The following is a 16,487-nucleotide window of genomic DNA, read 5'->3' as shown; positions in this document are numbered from 1 at the left end:
GGTACTGCGCGCGGTCGACTGACTGCTCCAGGCAGACGCGCTCCGCCCCCCGAGCGCCTTGCCGCTGTTCGTCCGCGTCGTCCGGCCGACTGGCCGCCGCCCGCACCATGTGACCCGGCTCCTGGAGCGTGACGGATCCTCGGCCGCCCTGCGCAAGGCAGGCCGCCGCAAGCTCGTCGAGACCGCCGGCCCCCGGGCCCCGGCGCTCTCGACGTGATCGTGCGGGCCGGCCAACGGACGTCAGGCCGTCCGTGTCGGCCTCGCCGTGCGATCGGCCCGGTGGCTTTCCGGGGGGCCCAGATAGCTCGGCTCCAGGCCGCCTGTGTCGATCACGAGTCTCTGGACGATCACTGTCGGGTCGACCATCCAGAGTTTCAGGGTGTGGGTGCCGGGGCCGGACAGGGGGTGCTCGGTGACGGTCAGGTTGGTGTTGTCCGAGGTGTTCCGCTCCCACTGCTTGTTCATCGAGGTGTCGTCGGCGCCCGTCACCCGGGTGACGTTCACCGTCCGGGGCTTCGCGTCGTCGAACGACACCGCGTACCGCTGGCCCTCCGTCGGCAGCACGTTGTTGCGCGGTGACAGGTACACCAGCACCCGCACCGTTCCCGGGTCCGTCGTCAGTGTCACCTCGTACTCCAGGCGCGGGCCGTTTCCGCCCGGAGTGCGGCTCGGTGCCGTCACCGGCCAGGGCGTCACGCCGGACCCCGTCCGCCCGACGTCCGGGAGTTCCCGCCAGGTCACCCCGCCGCTCTCCACCGCCCGGGTGGCGTGCGCCGCCTCCATCGCGACGTATCCCGACGCCTCCACGAACCCCCGGCGTCCTTCGCGCACCCCGAGCCGCGGGTTCTCCGCCCGCGCCGTCACCCGTACCGTGGTGCCGCCCGGCCCGTGCACCGTCAGCGGCACCTCGGTGGTGCCGTGCGGCGCCCGGGGCCAGTCCACCCGTACCGTCGCGCGCACCTGGTCCGTCACCCGGCCCCGCGCGGGCTCGACCGTCAGCCAGGGCACCGGTGACTCGATCCGGTACGCGAACGCCTCCCGGCCCCGGTTGAACACCTCGACGTAAGGGTCGGGCGCGGTCCGGTACGGGCTCAGCGCGGGCAGCACCGCGGGTGTGTCCGAGGCGGGCCACCACGCGTCCGAGCCGTCGATCCCTACGCCCATCTCCGCCCCCGCCGGCACCTCGACGCGCTTGACCGCCGGGAACACCTCGTCGGGCAGCGCCACATGGTTCGGTGTCTGCGGCTGCTGCCAGGGCGCGTCCGGACCGTACCGCGCGACATCCCCGTAACCGATCTTCGGCTGGGTCTGGAAGCCCTTCCACTTCCCCCCGGCCAACTCGTTGTTGTAGTGGTCCGACAGCGCCTGGTCGTCGGCGAAACGCGCGGCGGTGGTGTCCGCCAGGGCGTTCGTCCCCGCGCGGCCCTGTGCCGCGTAATGGAGGTTGGTGAACTCCGCCTCGCGCAGCGCGTACAGGTTCGCCGTCGCCTTGACCTGGTAGAGCACCATCTGGAAGTACGCGTCCCGCCGCTCGGCCGGGAGCCGCGCCCCGATCCGCTCGGCGCGCGCCGCCAGTTGCCGCCACTCGCCGGTGACACGCTCCAACTCCCGGTAGTGATTGAGGTGGTACGGGCTCTGCCGGTCGTCGTAGACCACCGCCGAGGAGTCGGTGGCCGGTTCCTTCGCCGGGTCCAGGGTGATCCGGCGGTTCAGCAGTTCGGGCTTGCGGCGGGCCTGGAGCACACCGTACGCGTGCAGCACGTCGGCGATCGCGGCGGCGTACCGGGGGCCGAAGTTCTCTTCCGCGTACTCCCGTTCCCACTCCGGAAGGCGTTCCAGCGGCCAGCGGTCAGGGTCCCAGGCGTAGTCGAGGAAGAACTGCAGGGGCAGCTCGTGGTTCTTCATGTCGCCGACGTTGACCACCCACAGGCGGTCCACGCCGTACGTGGAGGCGAGGTGGAGCTGTTCCCAGGTGGAGGCGAGGTTGACGGTGTCGACCCACTTGTAGTTGCGGCCGCCGCCGACGTAGTCGAAGTGGTAGTAGATCCCGTAGCCGCCCGCACGCGGCTCCATCGACCGGTCCGGGAGCTTGCGCAGGTTGCCCCAGTTGTCGTCGCAGAAGATCACCGTGACGTCCTCGGGCGGACGCAGGCCCTCGGCCCAGTACCGCTGGACTTCCTTGTAGAGCGTCTGCACCTGCGGGATCCCGGTGAGCCGGTCGGCCCCGGCCTCCTCGGCGAGGATGCGGCGCTGGGCGGCGAGGATGGACTCCATCAGATCGATGCCGTCGCCGTCGGGGAGGCTGACGTCGCCGTTGCCGCGCATGCCGAGGGTGACGACGCCCTCGAAGCCCTGCTCCACCATGCGTCGGACACCGTCGCGCCAGTACGCCTCGATGGCCGCGCGGTTGCGGCGGTAACTCCACTCGCCGGTGCCGCCGTACGGGTCACGGCCCGGGACGGTGATGTTGCCGGCGGCGTCGCGCTGCGCGGCGACGGCGTGGCGGTTCCACTCCTCGATGCCCCGCATCATCGGCGCCTCGTGGGAGGTCCCCATGACAACGCCGTAGCGTTGGGCGGTCGCGTGGTTCTCCGGATCGTCCTCGGCGAAGGCTCGGCCCCACACGGCGGGCCACAGGTAGTTGGCCTTCAGCCGCAGCATGACCTCGAAGACCTTCTCCCAGAACTTGCTGTTGAAGCCGTTCGGGTACCCGGGCGCCAGGCCGGGGCCGAAGTACCCCGGGGCCCAGGTCCCGAGCGCCGGGTTCTCGTCATTGATGAAGAAGCCGCGGTACTTCACCGCCGGGGTGCCCTGCGTGTGGCGGCCCGGCAGCACGTACAGCTCGTCATGGCGGTGCGGCGGCACGTCGTCCCAGAAGTGCCAGGGCGACACTCCGATCTGCCGCGACACCTCGTACGCCCCGAAGATCGTCCCGCGCTGGTCGCTGCCCGCGACGACGAGAGCACGCCGCACACCCGGCAGCGGATCGCGCACGACTTGCTGGAGGGACGTCTCCCACTTCCCTGCGACACCGGACACGTCGAGCTTCCCGGTTTCTACCAGGCCGTCGATCAGCGGGCTGCGGCCCAGCGTGCCCACCAGCACGACGTCGCGGGCCCCCGCCTTCCGCAGGTCGTGCGTGACGGCGGGCTCGGTGCCGGTCACCCGGCCGATGTCCGTCCGCAGATCCCCGACGACCCGCACCACGCCCGGGTGATCGCCTTCGTCGGTCACGAGTGGCGCTGCCCGTCCGCCTGCCACCAGCGGAAAGGCGTTCTTGACGGGGACGAAGGACACGAACCGGCGGTACGGGCCGGAGCCGGACCCCGGTCTCCCGGCGGCGGCACCCGACCCGAACGGCGAGGCCGGGACCGCGGCCGTCGCGGGGGAGGGGACGGCACCGGAGGCCATCGCGGTGGCCACGGCCGCCGCCAGCACCGTACGCCGGCGGAGGGACGGGGAAGCGGGGGTGCCGCCTTCGGAAGACCTGCTCATGGACTCGACCTCCGGAACGGAACGAACGGAACGAACGGGACGAGGCGGGGCGGGGCGGGGCGGGGCGCGGTGGGGCGAGGCGGGACGGGGCGAGGTGGAAGGGTGGGGGAGCGGGCGCGACGCGGCGCCTGTCCGCGCGGCTATCGGAACAGTCGGACGGGCACCGCGTCGGCCAGTGCCCGGTAGCCGTACGGGTTCAGATGCAGGTGGTCGCCCGCGTCGGCGGCGGGCAGCAGCCGTTCCGGAGCGTCGGGCGCCCGCACCGCCGCGTCGAAGTCGATCACCGCGTCGAAGCGGCCGCTGTCACGGATCCACGCGTTCACCGTCCGCCGGGACTCCTCCCGCAGACCCGCCGTGTCGTCGTACAGCGCGTTGCCGCCGAACGGCAGCAGGGTCGCCCCGTACACCTTGATGCCCTGGGCGTGCGCGCGGACGACGATCTGCTCGTACGCGGCGATCAGCCGCGCCGCGACGTCCTTCTGCGCGGCGGGCGTGGCCGGCGCCGTGCCGATGTCGTTGATCCCCTCGAAGACGACGAGCCACTTCACACCGCTCTGGGCCAGTACGTCGCGGTCGAGACGGGCGAGCAGGTTCGGGCCGAGACCGTCGTCCAGTACGCGGTTGCCGCCCGCCGCCTGGTTGAGGACGGCGGTGTCCACCGTGCCGCCGGGCCGGGACAGCAGACGGTCGAAGAACTGGTCGGGCCACCGGTCGTTCCCGTTGGTGGTCGAACCCCGCCCGTCGGTCAGTGAGTCACCGACGACCGCGACCGCGTCCGCACGCGCCGGCGCCCATGTCTCGACCCCGCTGAGGAAGTACCAGTGGTCGGTGGGCGTCGCCCCGGGCAGGTCCACGGCGTCGACGTGCCGGCCGGCCAGTAGGTGGGACGTGGTCCTCGACCCGGGGTGCGAGGTGATGTCGAGGGACGCCTGACCCTCGGCCAGATACATCGTCACCGTCAGGTTGCTCCCTGCTGCCACGTGGAACGGCAGGGGATCGGACACCGCCTGGGCGCCCACCGGCACGATCGTCGACCCGGCGCCCTGGAAGGTGACCGGGTGGGCGGATCCGGGCTCGATCCCGGCGACCCCGGCCCGGCCGCCGTCCGGGCGTGCCACCGAGACCGAGGTGAGCGGCAGCGGAGCGCCGCCGAAGGCGTTGGACAAGCGCAGCCGGATCCGCTCCCCGCCGACGGTGACCCGCACCGTCTGGCGCAGGGTGCTGTCCACGAGGACGGCCTTCTCCTGGGTGAACGGCGCCGGCGGCATGTTGCCGGGCTCCGTCAACTGCGGCATCGCCGCCCAGGTGTTCACCCAGTGCCGCCCTGGCGATGCCGCGCCCGGCAGGCTCGACGCGCCGCCCGTGGAGGTGGCGGTCATCAGCGCGACCACCAGGACTCCCACCAAGGCGAGGGTGCTGATCCATGACGTTCTTCGCACGGTGGTGCCGTCCCTTCATGGCGCCGACCGTCAGCGGAGCAGCTCCGTGAACCGCACAGCCGGGCACGACGACGAGGCAATCCGAAAAGGCGCGTTCACGCGTGGCTCTCATGAAGCGACGACGACGTTAGGCAGCCGACTTCCGACACGTCAAGGAGTCCGGAACCGAAACATTCCGAAAGGCTGACGACTCCATGGTCCGCTGCGTGCGCGGGTATTGACCCCGTGGTCGACAGGCCATTAGGTTCCGTCGGAGTCCCCCATTTCGGAGCCTGCGTCGAAACTTTCGTTTGTTTCCGTCCGGGAATAACAACGGAGTCGAAGCTGACCGGGGGCGCAACCCGCGTCCCCAGTCGTGCGGTGGCGGAGGCGTCGGCGAGGCGGTGCGCCACCGGTCCACGCCATCGGCTCGCCGCGCAGGCCGAAGACGCGCTGTACCCACATCCGGCCGCCGCGGACAACGGGGCCGGGTACCGCCCGGACGGCGGTTCACGCCCCGGCGTCCTTTCAACCTGCTCGGAGACGACATGACCTCGCATCCGGTGCGGCACAGGCCGGTCCGGCGTCCCGGGCCCGGTGTTCGGCGGGGCCGACGCTCTCGCAGCCGCCGGGTATGGTGGCGGGCCCGGCACTCTGAAGCGCACAGCCCGGGCCGCCGCCCGTGACCTCCGGCAGGACCCGGGAACCGACGGCGAGGGGAGCGTGAGCCGCGGCAACCGTCTGAAGGCTGCCGTCGTCAGGGCTGACGGCCTGCCGGCGGTGCCCCTGCTGACGTGGGAGCGTCACGTGGGAGCGTCGTCAGCAGGGCGGTGTCATCGATCGGGGCCGTATCCGCGAACGCCGGGTCTCTTCCGGTGGCGGCGTCGACCGGTTCGCCTCATGCCGTCGTGCTGTGCACGGCGTGCCGGGGCGGGTGGCTGCCGAATTGGTCCTGGTACATCTCGACGATCACGTCGGGATGCAGGCTCGGCCAAGTCGTCACGCGGCCGTTGCGGCGATCGATGATCCAGTAGCTCCCGCCGGCGGACCGCGGCGGGCCGCCCGCGTCGTCGCGGCCCGGGGAAGGCGGGGGGTGGACCAGCCAGCCCAGGCCGAACGGGTGGAGTGCCACGACGGCGTGCCGGTCCGCCCCGTCCCCCGCCACCATGCGGCGGGCCAGTTCGGCGGCTTCCTCGGCGTCCATCGGGCGCTCGGGCAGGGGCGCTCGCGGCGGTGCCAGGTGGAGCCTGGCAGGGCGGCGGCCCTGGACCAGCGCGCTCAGCGCGGCGTCCATGGAGTCGGCGACCCGCCACAGGTCGCCCCACCACAGGTAGACGCCACCCTCCTCGTCCATCGCCAGCCGGCCGCGCCCCAGGTCGTACTCGCCGAGCGGCGTCAGCGCGGTACCCAGTGCGGACGCGTAGCCGGCCAGTGTGGACGCCGCGTGGAGACCGGTCATGGGGTCGATCCGGAACGGCATCCGGGACATGTTCACGCCTGGCCCGTACTGGTGCACCGTCATCCCTCCGAACTCCCTCAACGCGGCGGCAGCGGGAGGGGGCATGTCGGAACCCGCGGTCTTCAACGCCCGGAACCACCGGAGGATTTCGCCGTCGTCGATACGGACGCCCTCATGCCATCCGGCGGCGGAGAGTACGGCCGCCACATCGGGCGGGAAGCGGCCGTCTCCGCTCCGCCGCGTGCCCCCGGCGGGCCCACCCCGTACCGCGCTCACCGGGGTGCCGGCCCGTCGGACCGGACGCCGAGCGCCGTGAGGGCGGGAGCACAGGAGGAGCAGGGCGGGATCGGCCGCCCATCCGAGGCATCGTGCGGCTCGCGCAACAGCACCGCCGTCAGCAGCGAGTCCCGCAGCAGCGAACGCATCTGCGCCAGCACCGCCCCGAAGACCGGTGCCGCACCCTCGGCGGCCAGGGACGCCTCCGCCTCGGCCGCGACGACCGAGAGCAGCAGCACGTCCGGGCAGCGGCCGTGGAAGACCGAGCGCATCGCCGGCGGTGTGCGGTCCAGCAGGGCAAGGACCACTGGGTGCGCGACGACCGCGTCGGAGTGCGTGCTCACCGCGTGTTCGGGACGTCGGCCCGGCCGGTACAGCGTGGCTCCGACTCCCGGAGGCATCGGCCGAACCTCCATGACAGCGCTCACCTCTCTTTTCTCCCGAGGGGGCAAGGTGTGGTGGGAGTATCGGGCAGCGAACCGCGTGGCGTCCATACGATCCGCATGTCGCCGCCCCTGACCGCCAACCGCCGGGGCGGTGTCGCCGTCTCCGGGTCGGCCTGCGACCAGGGCCTTTCCGCTCACCGGGGCGGGTCCTCCTTCGTCCGTTCGGGGAGCAACCGCAGTGCCCCCGCAACCCCGGCGTTGAGCTGCGCGGAGGAATGTGAAGACGATGACGCAGCCTACGACGGATTCCTCCGGTACCCCCGGACGTGCATGCCGTTGATCCGCTGACGGGGGAGTGGGGCGCTCATGAGATCGGCTCTTTGCCCCCGGCGGGCACTGATGGCGGGAAGGCCCCCGGTTCCGCGAGCCGGTGCCAGAAGCCGAGCCGGTGTTCCAGGGCGTAGTCGACCGGCCCGGTACTGTCCGGCGCCAGATACTGGGTGTGCGGCACGGCTCGGGCGGGATCGAACCGGGGCCACGGCGGAAGACCCGGCCGGTTCGGCGTGCCGGTGCGGGCGAAATGCGCCCAGTGGTCGGTGATGATGTCGGACAGGCGTACCTGGGCCTGGGTGAAGTGCTCCTGGGCGCCAGGGTCCTCGAAGACGTACGGGGTGTCGCCCGCGTGATAGGCACCGAAGTCGAAACCGCCGGGGAAGGGGAGGTACATGGGGGCGTCCCGGTCGGCGAACTCATAAGCGTAGGTGGGCGTGTGACGCCCGAACGCGACTGCCTGGGCGTAGGTGCCCCGGGCCCACATCCGGTCGGTCACCACGGTGGCCCAGGCCAGGGCGGGCGAGGGGAAGTCCCCGGCCGGGTACTGCGCCTTCACCGTGTCCGCCCGGTGACCGAAAGCCGTGGCGAGCGCTCGCTCGTACTGGTCGGCGGTGAAGGGGGAACCGACCGCGTCGTGTGCCATCCCGACGAACAGCCGGTGTTCGTCCCTGGTGCCCCCCGACATCAACGGGATGCGCGGGAAACGGCCTTCCTCCAGCGCCTTCTCCGGCAGTTCCGGAAGCACCTCGCTGCCGTAGGCGAACGCCTGGAAGGCGTTCATGATGCCCGGGACCGCCAGCAGTTCCTCCACCGGCAGCGCGCGCAGGCACCGCAGCGCACGCTCGGCGTCGCGCCCGGCGCAGCCCAGGGAAGAGGTCATCTCGGCACCGGCATCACGCACTTCCTGCTCCGTGCGCCAGGTGTAGTACGGGTATGCCGGTACCCCCTCGCCCATCGCGCCGGCGAGCATGTCCATCATGCCCTCGCCGCTGGCCAGAACGGCTCGGTGGAACAGTCCCCGGGCCCCCGGTGAGGTGAGGTGCCCGCTGATCGCGGCCGCGCCGAACGAGGACCCGGCCACGGTGACGTTGCCCGGGTCGCCACCGAACGCGCCGACGTTGCGCCGTACCCAGTCCAGTGCTGCCTGCTGGTCCTGGAGGGCGAACGTCCCCGACCCCTCGAGCCCTGGATAGCCGAAGCCGCCGAACACGCCGAGACGGTAGTTGACCGTGACGACGACCAGGCCGCGGTCGGCCAGGCGTCGCGCATCGAAGAGGCTACCCCCGCCCACACTGCCGTCACCGTGGATCCACACCAGGACGGGGGCGGGCCGTTCCGCGGCGGCCGGGGACGGCACGGTGACGTTCAGGACCAGGCAGTCCTCCTCCAGGCTCGGAACGCCCGCGTAGGGCGAGGCGACCTGTGCGCACAGCGGGCCGGGCTTCGTCGCGTCGCGTACGCCCTTCCAGGGCTGTACCGGACGTGGTGCGGCCCAGCGGTACGCGCCCTCGGGCGGTCCCGCGTAGGGGATGCCCCGGAAGAGGGTGTGGGTGGCCGTCCGCAGGCCCCGGACGAGGCCGGTGTCGGTGCGCACCGTGGCGGCGGCACTCGCGGACACCGGCGCCCGCGGGGGGTCCGGGGCATGGGCGTACACCATCAGGAAGGCCGTGCTCGCGAGGGCCGCGATCACCGTCGTGCGCTTCACTGCCATGGCCGCCTGTCGGGTGCCGAAATCACCGAGAACACGGAAGGGATACGGAACACGTCTACAGCAGAACCACCGGGAGTGCGCGCCCATGACCGGCCGGGGAAGGCCGAAGGCAGCCGCGCATCCGAGTGAAACGCGCCATGCCACCGACATACGGATCAGGGACGCGGAGGAATTCCGCATCAGCGGCGGAACGGGTCGGCGTTCGGACGGGACGGCGTACCGGCACGAGATTCTCGAGACGGTCTGGCCGGGACACTCCTCGGCCGCCCACGGAGCTGAGCCCTCTTCGAGGCCGGCACGGCGAGCGTCCTCCCTGTGGGTGACGCTGCTCGGTACGGCCTCCTTCGCGCTGGGGAGCGGTTCGGCCCGCGGGGGTGATCCCTCGTTGTGCCTGCTTCACGAGGATGAATCCATGACGCTGAAGATCCTTCACACACCCCCGCCTGTCAGTGACACCGAGAGGCCTGTTCCCCGCTGGGCCGTGCGCCTGGCCTACACGCTTCCCCTGCTCCTGCTGCCGTCGTGCCTGTGGCGGCTTCCCTTCGCCCTGCACTTCGAGATGGGGCAGATCCAGGAACTCGGTATGCCGCCCTATGGGGTGAGCATTCCGTACGTCCTCGGACTCAGCGTGTTCTCGGAAGCGATCGCGGTCCTGACCATCGGGCTCGTCAGGCGCTGGGGAGAGGTGACGCCCGCCTGGATCCCGGTCATCGGCGGCAGACGCATCCGGCCGATGGCGGCCTTCGCCCCCGCAGTCCTCGGCGGTCTGATCCTCACCCTGCTGTTCACCAACGTCCCGATCGGTGACGGTCGCAGGCTCACCCTGTACGGCGTCGTCGACACCGTCGAGTACACCAATGACGCCTGGCAGGCGCTTGCGACGGCGTGCCTTGCCCCGATCGCCGCATGGGGACCCATCACCATCGCCCTCGCGATCGCCTACTACCGTCGCCGCACCCGCGCCGTCGCCGGGTCAGACCGGTGAGCTTGCCGGGGCGCCCTCCGCACCCTCTCGGCAAGGCGGTTCAGGACCAGGCATGGGAAGTCGCTGCATCCCAGCAGGGCCGTCCGGTCCGAGGTCCGGGCGTCGCGCCGGTGCGGGGCGCCCTTTGCAGTGAGCCGGCGGCTCATGGGGTCGATCACGTGACGTGAATCACGGCCTCGGGAGGGCGACGCCCACCCGCTCGGTCAGGTCGCCGCCGGTCATCGCGGCGTCCGCGAGGCCTGGGAATGGGGGGACTGGGCGGCAATGGGGGGTGAGGGGGGCGGTCTGTGGGTGGGTATCGGTGGGATGACCGATGTGCGGGGGAGGGGAGCGGGGCCACAGTCCTCGGGAGAGTGTGTGCGGGCGGCTGTGGGTCGCCCGGTGATGGAAAGGGGACTTTCTGTGGACGCATATGCGGATCTGGTGTTTCTCGGTGGGCGGGTGGTCACGGTCGATGCGGAGTTCTCCGTTGCCTCGGCCCTGGCGGTGACCGGAGGGGTCATCAGTGCCGTCGGGGAGAGGGACGACGTCGCGCCGCTCGTGGGTCCCAGGACCCGCGTGATCGGTCTGCGCGGGGCGACGCTGCTTCCGGGTATCAACGATTCCCACCTGCACGGATGCGCGTTCGGTATGGCGACGCCGCCGTTCTCTCTCGACCTCGGTCATCCCGCCGTGTCCTGCCTCGCGGACGTGGCCGAGGCGGTACGGGAGGCTGTGGGGCGAGTTCCGGACGGGCAGTGGATCATGGGGCACGGCTGGGACACCGGATACCTCGACGAGTGCGTCCTCGATCCGTCGAGGCTGCCCTCGCGGCATGACCTCGATGCCGTGAGCCCGGACCACCCCGTCGTCCTGTACTCCTTCTCCGGGCACGCCACCTGGGTCAACTCCAAGGCGCTGGAGCTCATCGGGATCGGCCGGCACACCGTCGCGCCGTCCGGCGGGGCCATCGTCGTGGACGAAACGGGGGAGCCGACCGGGCTGCTCCACGAGGGGGCCCAGGCCCTCGTCCAGAACGCGCTGCCACCGCTCAGCCGGCAGGAACGGACCGACGCGATCCGGTCGGCCCTCGCCACGCTCGCCCGGCTCGGCGTGACCAGCTACACCGAACCCGGGCTCGGCCCCGGCGGTGACGGCATCATGCGGGGCGCGCTCGGTACGGAGACCCTCGACGTCTACCGCCGGCTGCTGGCCGACGGCGAACTGACCGCTCGCGTCGGCGTTCTGCTCCTGCCCAGCGGAATGGCGAGCACCGCCGAGGAGTTCGCCCGCACCCTCACCACCCTCGCCGACTCCGGCAACGCCGATCCGCGCCGCCTCGCGATCCACGGGGTCAAGATCTTCGCCGACGGCGTCGTCCCCAACAAGACGGCGTGGATGCACGAGCCGTACGTCGGCGGCGGCTGCGGCTCCCTGTGCGTGGGCGGGGAGACCGACGCCGAGCGGGTCCGCGAGATCGACGCCATGATCCGGCACGCCCACGCCGCCGGGTACCAGCTGGGTGTACACGTCACTGGCGACCGGGGTATCGACACCGTCGCGGACGCCTTCGCCGCGGCCATGGCCGAGCACCCGCGGGCCGACGCACGCCACTACGTCATCCACGGCGACTTCCTCACCGCGCACAGCATGAAGGTGCTGGCCGCGCACGGCTTCGGCGTCAACATGAACCCCACCATCAAGTGGACCGTCGCCGACATGGAGGAGGCGTTCGTCGGCGCCGGGCGGGCCGCGTACGCATGGCCCTACCGCGATGCCATCGACGCCGGGGTGCGGGTCGCGAGCGGGTCCGACGCCCCCGTCACGTACCCGGACTGGCGTCAGGGCGTCGCCACGATGGTGCTGCGCGAGTCGAAGGCCGCCGGCCGGGTCAGCGGCCCCGAGCAGCGCATCGGCCTGGCGGAGGCGATCCGTACGTACACGATCGACGCGGCCTGGCAGGACTTCGCCGACGACTGGAAGGGCTCCCTGGAGCCGGGCAAGGCCGCCGACCTCTGCGTGCTCGACGGGGACCTGCTCACCGCCGACCCCCACGACATCCCGGAGATGCCCGTTGTCCTCACCGTCGTGGACGGGCAGGTCGTCCACGACGCCCTTCGCGATTGACGCAGGCCCGGCGCATGATCATCCTTGGAGGATGGCAGCGGAGCGGAGGACGGCAGACATCCTGGACGCGGCCGTCCACGTCCGTGAGGCCGCCAGGAGCGCCACGAGCGGCGCGGCCGGCGTTGACAGGGTCCTGGCGGCGCTGTCGGAGGTGATGGAGTACGACCATGCCTCCCTGGCCCGGTGGGATCCGCTGCGCCGCAGCCACACCACCCTGGCCGGGAGCTACCCGGACGACGCCACGGCCTACATCGAAACCCGTCTGCACCACGACCCGGTGTTCGCCGTGCTCCGCAGCCCTGACCGAGGCGGTCTCTGGCTCGGGGACGTCCCCAGGCAGCTCCTGGCGGCGTCCCCGGGTTTCCAGAAGGTGCTGCGTCCCCTCGGCATCGAGGACGGCGTGGCCCAGTGCCTGTTCGCCGCCGATGGCCGGTACGTCGGCATGCTGAACGTCAGCACCCGCCGGCCGCTGCGCACACCCGGTCCGGCGCGCGCCGTGGTCGTCCTGCTCACCGAGGCCCTCGCCGCGGCCGTCGATGCCCCCGCAGGCTCTGCGCCCGAGGCCCTCGCCGCGGCCGGCCGCGGCGCGGATGCGCGACGTCTGGATACGTGGCGGCCCGGCGGGCTCTCGCCACGGGAGCTCCAGGTACTGGCCGAACTGACCGCCGGCCGCACCAACCGGGAGATCGCCGGGCGGCTGTACATCACGCCGCGCACCGTAGGGACCCATATCGAGCACATCCTCGCCAAGCTCGGCCTCCCCAACCGCGCGGCTGCCGCCGCCTGGGCCGCCGCCCGGGGAGTCGAACCCTCCCGCTGACACGGGGGGCGACGGGCTTTCGGCGGGGCCGGCCCGGCCGCCGCGGGACGGCTACGTGGTGGAGGGCGTCGGCGCGGTACTCCCGAAGCCGCTCGACTGCTCGACCACTCGACTGCTCGGCCGCTCGGCTGTGTGCTCGCCGGCGGCGACGCCGTGTACGCCGTCATCAAGGGCACTGCGGTCAGCCACTCCGGGCGCACCCCCGGATCCGGGTGCCGTCCGCGGCCGCGCAGGCGAAACCCATCGAGACCTGCCTGGACTGTGCCGGGGCGAAGCCCGGGACGATCGGCTGCCCCGAAGCCCACGGCACGGGTACCGAGGCCGGCGACCTCATCGGAGCGCTGGGCTGCGCAGGGCGTTCGAGAAGCACACCGACACCCAGGGCTACTGCGCGTCCCGCTCGGCCAGGTACGCCGGCGTTCCGCGCCGAAGCGGCCGCCGGGATCAGCGGGCTCTTCGTCGTACCATCGCCCGGGACCGCGCCGACCGTACGCGAACTCCAGCACCTGGCATCGTACCGAGCCGGAAGGGCGTCCTCGTGGAACAGTGTGGCTTGTCCGTCTGGGCAGGCCCATCGCCCAGTCCACCGCCCACGTTCCCGACGCGCACCTGCCGCCCGCGCCGCCCGGTGTCGTCGGTGCGCAGGTACGCGCGGATCTTCCGACAGGAGCAGGCGCGATCGGCCAGGACGTGAGCGGGTCGGGTGCGCGGATGTCCGCCACCGATCCGCGGAACGCGGATGCGGTCCACGACCTCGGTGAATACCGGCGAATCGGCCCGCTGCCCAGCGGTGACTACGGCAGCCAGGACGTGAAAGGAGGCATCGACAGCCAGGTGAATCTCGGTAGTCAGGCCGCCACGCGAGCGGCCGAGTGCCTGGTCGTCCAGCTCGGCCGCCAGCCCGTCCGTACTCGTCCGGCCTGTGTCGGCAGCCCCCTTCTGAGAGCCCCGGCCGCATGCTGGTGGGCTCGGCAGATCGTGGAATCGACCGACACCTCCCACTCAATGTGTCCGGCACTATCAACCTTGACCTGCAGCATCTTCAAGACTCTGGCCCGGGTGCCGACCAGCGGCGGCGAGGCCTGTTCGCCGGACTCGCCCTGGCGGGCGTCAGCTTCACCGGCGAGACCACCGGCAACGTCGTCGTCAGCGGAGAGGCCGAGCGCGTCACCGAGACCCGTGCCGTGCTCGACGGGGAAGGGGCGATCGCGGGTCTGCCTTCGCGTGCGCCGCCTGGAGGAGGCCATGGGCAAGGCGGCCGCCACAGGTTCCCGGCACCACCGCGGACACGGAAGGCCTGGCGGGACTCCGGCCTGACTGCGCATGTGCGGGGGCGTCAGTCCCCGGACGGCCCCCTGCTGCCAGGCGAGGGGCAATGCCGGACACCGCAGGGTCAGGGCCCGTGTGGAGCACGCCCTTCCGCAGGAAGCACTACAAGATCCTCCGCGACTGACGACAGCGGCACCGGCCCCCACGATGCCGTCCAGGCCGTCGCCCTCTCGCGGCCCTGCCCTCGCCGCGTGACCGGACCGGCTCCTGTAATCCGCCCTGGCCCTGCCCGAACGCAGCCTTCTGCAACAGGCTTCAGGCCGCCCAGCGGGACGGGCGCTCCAAGAGGTGGGGGACCTTCGTGCGGGCGTCTCCCCGCGCGGCGTTCAGCTGAGGCTGGGTGAGGAACAGCGCGCCGCGCAGGTCCGCCCCACACAGGTTGGTGTCCCGCATGTCCGCGCCGATCAGGTCGGCGTCGCGCAGGTCGGCGTCGGACAAATCGGCCGCGATGAGGAGAGCGCCGCGCATGCTGGCGCCGCGCAGCTTCGCGCCGCGCAGCTGCGCGCCGATGAGGTTGGCGCCCCGGTGGTTCTTCTTGCGTCCCGGGACCGCCGCGCGGGCCAGTTCGCTGGCGCGCAGGAGCAGCGGGTTCACTTCGCCGCGCAGCGCGTCCACGTCGACAGCGAGCAAGGTCTGGGCCGTGTCCCGGGTGAGCGCGTCGATCTGTTCGTACGCGCGGCGGAGGTCCCGGTGGGCGGGCCGGGCCGAGGGCAGGTCCAAGGCCTGCGCGGTGTACTTCAGGAGCTCCTGGAGCTGGCGCACGACGGGGAAGACTTCGTACATCGCGCGGGCCGCGCCCGGATCCTCGCGCCAGCTGACGCCTTCGAAGGTGACCTGGGAGACCTTCTGGCCCGCGCCGAAGCAGTCGAACACCGTGCAGCCGCTGTAGCCCTTGTCGCGCAGCCGCTCGTGGATTCCGCAGCGGAAGTCCTCCTGGAGGTTTCCGCAGGGCGTGCCGGCGGACTTGTTCACCGGGAAGTCCGACGAACGTGAGAAGGGCAGCGCCACGCAGCACAGACCGAAGCAGCTGCCGCAGTCGGCTTGCAGGTCGCGGTGGGCGGCGTACGAGGTGCGCTCGGACAAGACGGTGACTCCTGGTTCGGCGTGCGGCGAGGGCGGCGTGTGCCTGGCCCCGCGCCTCCAGTGTGCCTCGTAAGCAGGTTGTGCTCGTGTGCGGATCGCGACAGGCGGTCCGCGGAGGGCGGAAACGAGAAGAGGCGGCCGCTGATCTGGGGGCACCTCGGGGGTGAGAGTTCCCACGGCCCGGCGGCGCTGTTCGCCGGGTTCGACGACCGGACCGGATCGCACTGCACGGCTGGCCGGGACCTGCCCTGCCCCCGAGCGGTGGACACCTTTGAGCCCGGCCCGTCAACGGCCGCTCAGTTCTCCCCGGAGGGAGCCGGTGAATCCACTGACCGCCGTCACACTGCGTGTCTCGGGGATGTTCTGTGCGTCTCAGGACACTGGGAGGACCGCGTCTGCGATCTCCGGAGTTCCTCGACGACCGGTCCGATTCGCTCGCTGAACCGCAGTGCCCATACAGGCCGCCTGGGAGCCTGGACCCGTGGGTTCGCCACGAAGACCTCTCGGAATTCGCGAACTCTCGGAGGTTCGGCCTGGAAGCCTTCTACTGCCAGCCCGGCATCCGCGGCGCCCACGAGAAGGACGGAGCCGAGGGCCAGATCGGCTGGTTCCGCCGCAACCACCTGGTCCCCCGTCCCCGAAGTCGACACGCTCGCCCGGCTCAACGCGGTGATCGTCCGGTGGGAACAGGAAGACGACGCCCGACGCATCCGCTCCCGACCCCGCACCATCGGCGAGTACTGCGCGGCCGGGCAGCCGCTGCTGGCGCCCCTGCCGGAGGAGCCGTTCGAGGCGGGCCGGCTCTCCACTCCGCGGGTCGACCGCTACGGCCAGATCTGTGTCCGGATGAACCGCTACTCAGTTCCGGTCCGCTTGATCGGGCAGCACTGTCCGCGTCATGCTGCATGCCTCTGAGCTGGTGATCTACGACGGCCGAGAGGAAGTCGCCCGGCACGAACGGCTCATCGCCCGCGGCGCTGCCCGCCTCGAGCTCGACCACTACCTGGATGCCCTGATCCGGAAACCGGGTGCCCTGCCCGGCGCCACGGCTCTCGACCAGGCCCGTGCCGCCGACCGTTTCACACC

11 protein-coding genes and 1 pseudogene are annotated in these 16,487 nt (G+C 71.7%); 5 read left to right on the top strand and 7 right to left on the bottom strand.

Annotated features, from left to right (window positions below; all coding sequences use genetic code 11):
* Window positions 1-240 precede the first annotated feature (240 nt).
* The 5 genes from ACP4IX_RS02465 to ACP4IX_RS02445 form a co-directional block, all read right to left on the bottom strand.
* Window positions 241-3,495, bottom strand: a complete 3,255-nt coding sequence (locus tag ACP4IX_RS02465) for a glycosyl hydrolase 115 family protein (protein ID WP_426554631.1) — start codon at window positions 3,493-3,495, stop codon at window positions 241-243.
* Window positions 3,496-3,635: 140 nt separating this feature from the next.
* Window positions 3,636-4,874 carry an SGNH/GDSL hydrolase family protein gene (locus ACP4IX_RS02460; RefSeq protein ID WP_426525944.1) on the bottom strand — a complete coding sequence of 413 codons (1,239 nt, stop codon included), beginning with the start codon at window positions 4,872-4,874 and terminating at the stop codon, window positions 3,636-3,638.
* A 937-nt stretch (window positions 4,875-5,811) separates the two neighbouring features.
* Window positions 5,812-6,579, bottom strand: a complete 768-nt coding sequence (locus tag ACP4IX_RS02455) for an SUKH-3 domain-containing protein (RefSeq protein WP_426554629.1) — start codon at window positions 6,577-6,579, stop codon at window positions 5,812-5,814.
* A 65-nt stretch (window positions 6,580-6,644) separates the two neighbouring features.
* Window positions 6,645-7,049 (bottom strand): YwqJ-related putative deaminase, encoded by a 405-nt coding sequence (locus ACP4IX_RS02450; protein ID WP_426525920.1) that lies wholly within the window; start codon window positions 7,047-7,049, stop codon window positions 6,645-6,647.
* Between the two features lie 349 nt (window positions 7,050-7,398).
* Entirely contained in the window at window positions 7,399-9,078 is a 1,680-nt protein-coding gene (locus ACP4IX_RS02445) for a carboxylesterase/lipase family protein (RefSeq protein ID WP_426554627.1), read from the bottom strand.
* A 412-nt stretch (window positions 9,079-9,490) separates the two neighbouring features.
* Between ACP4IX_RS02445 and ACP4IX_RS02440 the strand changes: the two genes are divergently transcribed.
* From ACP4IX_RS02440 to ACP4IX_RS02425, 4 genes are all read left to right on the top strand, one after another.
* The gene (locus ACP4IX_RS02440) at window positions 9,491-10,063 is read left to right on the top strand and encodes a hypothetical protein (RefSeq protein WP_426554625.1); all 573 of its coding nucleotides are present in this window, start codon (window positions 9,491-9,493) and stop codon (window positions 10,061-10,063) included.
* A 402-nt stretch (window positions 10,064-10,465) separates the two neighbouring features.
* Window positions 10,466-12,169, top strand: coding sequence for an amidohydrolase (locus tag ACP4IX_RS02435; RefSeq protein ID WP_426554623.1), 1,704 nt, complete (start codon window positions 10,466-10,468; stop codon window positions 12,167-12,169).
* A gap of 31 nt (window positions 12,170-12,200) precedes the next feature.
* Window positions 12,201-12,989, top strand: a complete 789-nt coding sequence (locus ACP4IX_RS02430; RefSeq protein WP_426554621.1) for a LuxR C-terminal-related transcriptional regulator — start codon at window positions 12,201-12,203, stop codon at window positions 12,987-12,989.
* Window positions 12,953-13,750: a hypothetical protein gene (locus tag ACP4IX_RS02425; RefSeq protein WP_426554757.1), complete on the top strand. Its 798-nt coding sequence runs from the start codon at window positions 12,953-12,955 to the stop codon at window positions 13,748-13,750. Before ACP4IX_RS02430 ends, ACP4IX_RS02425 begins: the two co-directional genes overlap by 37 nt.
* Here ACP4IX_RS02425 and ACP4IX_RS02420 read toward each other — a convergent pair.
* Both ACP4IX_RS02420 and ACP4IX_RS02415 read right to left on the bottom strand, forming a co-directional pair.
* Window positions 13,641-13,991: pseudogene (locus tag ACP4IX_RS02420) on the bottom strand (transposase); the annotation flags it as partial. The gene ACP4IX_RS02425 and the pseudogene ACP4IX_RS02420 overlap by 110 nt on opposite strands.
* A 582-nt stretch (window positions 13,992-14,573) precedes the next feature.
* Window positions 14,574-15,401 carry a pentapeptide repeat-containing protein gene (locus ACP4IX_RS02415; protein ID WP_426525930.1) on the bottom strand — a complete coding sequence of 276 codons (828 nt, stop codon included), beginning with the start codon at window positions 15,399-15,401 and terminating at the stop codon, window positions 14,574-14,576.
* Between ACP4IX_RS02415 and ACP4IX_RS02410 the strand changes: the two genes are divergently transcribed.
* Window positions 15,372-16,316: a Mu transposase domain-containing protein gene (locus ACP4IX_RS02410; RefSeq protein WP_426554619.1), complete on the top strand. Its 945-nt coding sequence runs from the start codon at window positions 15,372-15,374 to the stop codon at window positions 16,314-16,316. The genes ACP4IX_RS02415 and ACP4IX_RS02410 overlap by 30 nt on opposite strands.
* Window positions 16,317-16,487 lie beyond the last annotated feature (171 nt).

This window comes from Streptomyces sp. WG5 (assembly GCF_049974565.1).
Classification (GTDB): Bacteria; Actinomycetota; Actinomycetes; order Streptomycetales; family Streptomycetaceae; genus Streptomyces.
Note: the sequence above shows the minus strand (reverse complement) of the source record. Positions and strands in the feature narration are given on the sequence as shown.

Coding starts and splice junctions, on each gene's coding strand:
- ACP4IX_RS02440 (WP_426554625.1), top strand. CDS start 9,491: ATGACGCTGAAGATCCTTCACACACCCCCGCCTGTCAGTGACACCGAG.
- ACP4IX_RS02430 (WP_426554621.1), top strand. CDS start 12,201: ATGGCAGCGGAGCGGAGGACGGCAGACATCCTGGACGCGGCCGTCCAC.
- ACP4IX_RS02460 (WP_426525944.1), bottom strand. CDS start 4,874: ATGACCGCCACCTCCACGGGCGGCGCGTCGAGCCTGCCGGGCGCGGCA.
- ACP4IX_RS02450 (WP_426525920.1), bottom strand. CDS start 7,049: ATGCCTCCGGGAGTCGGAGCCACGCTGTACCGGCCGGGCCGACGTCCC.
- ACP4IX_RS02445 (WP_426554627.1), bottom strand. CDS start 9,078: ATGGCAGTGAAGCGCACGACGGTGATCGCGGCCCTCGCGAGCACGGCC.
- ACP4IX_RS02465 (WP_426554631.1), bottom strand. CDS start 3,495: ATGAGCAGGTCTTCCGAAGGCGGCACCCCCGCTTCCCCGTCCCTCCGC.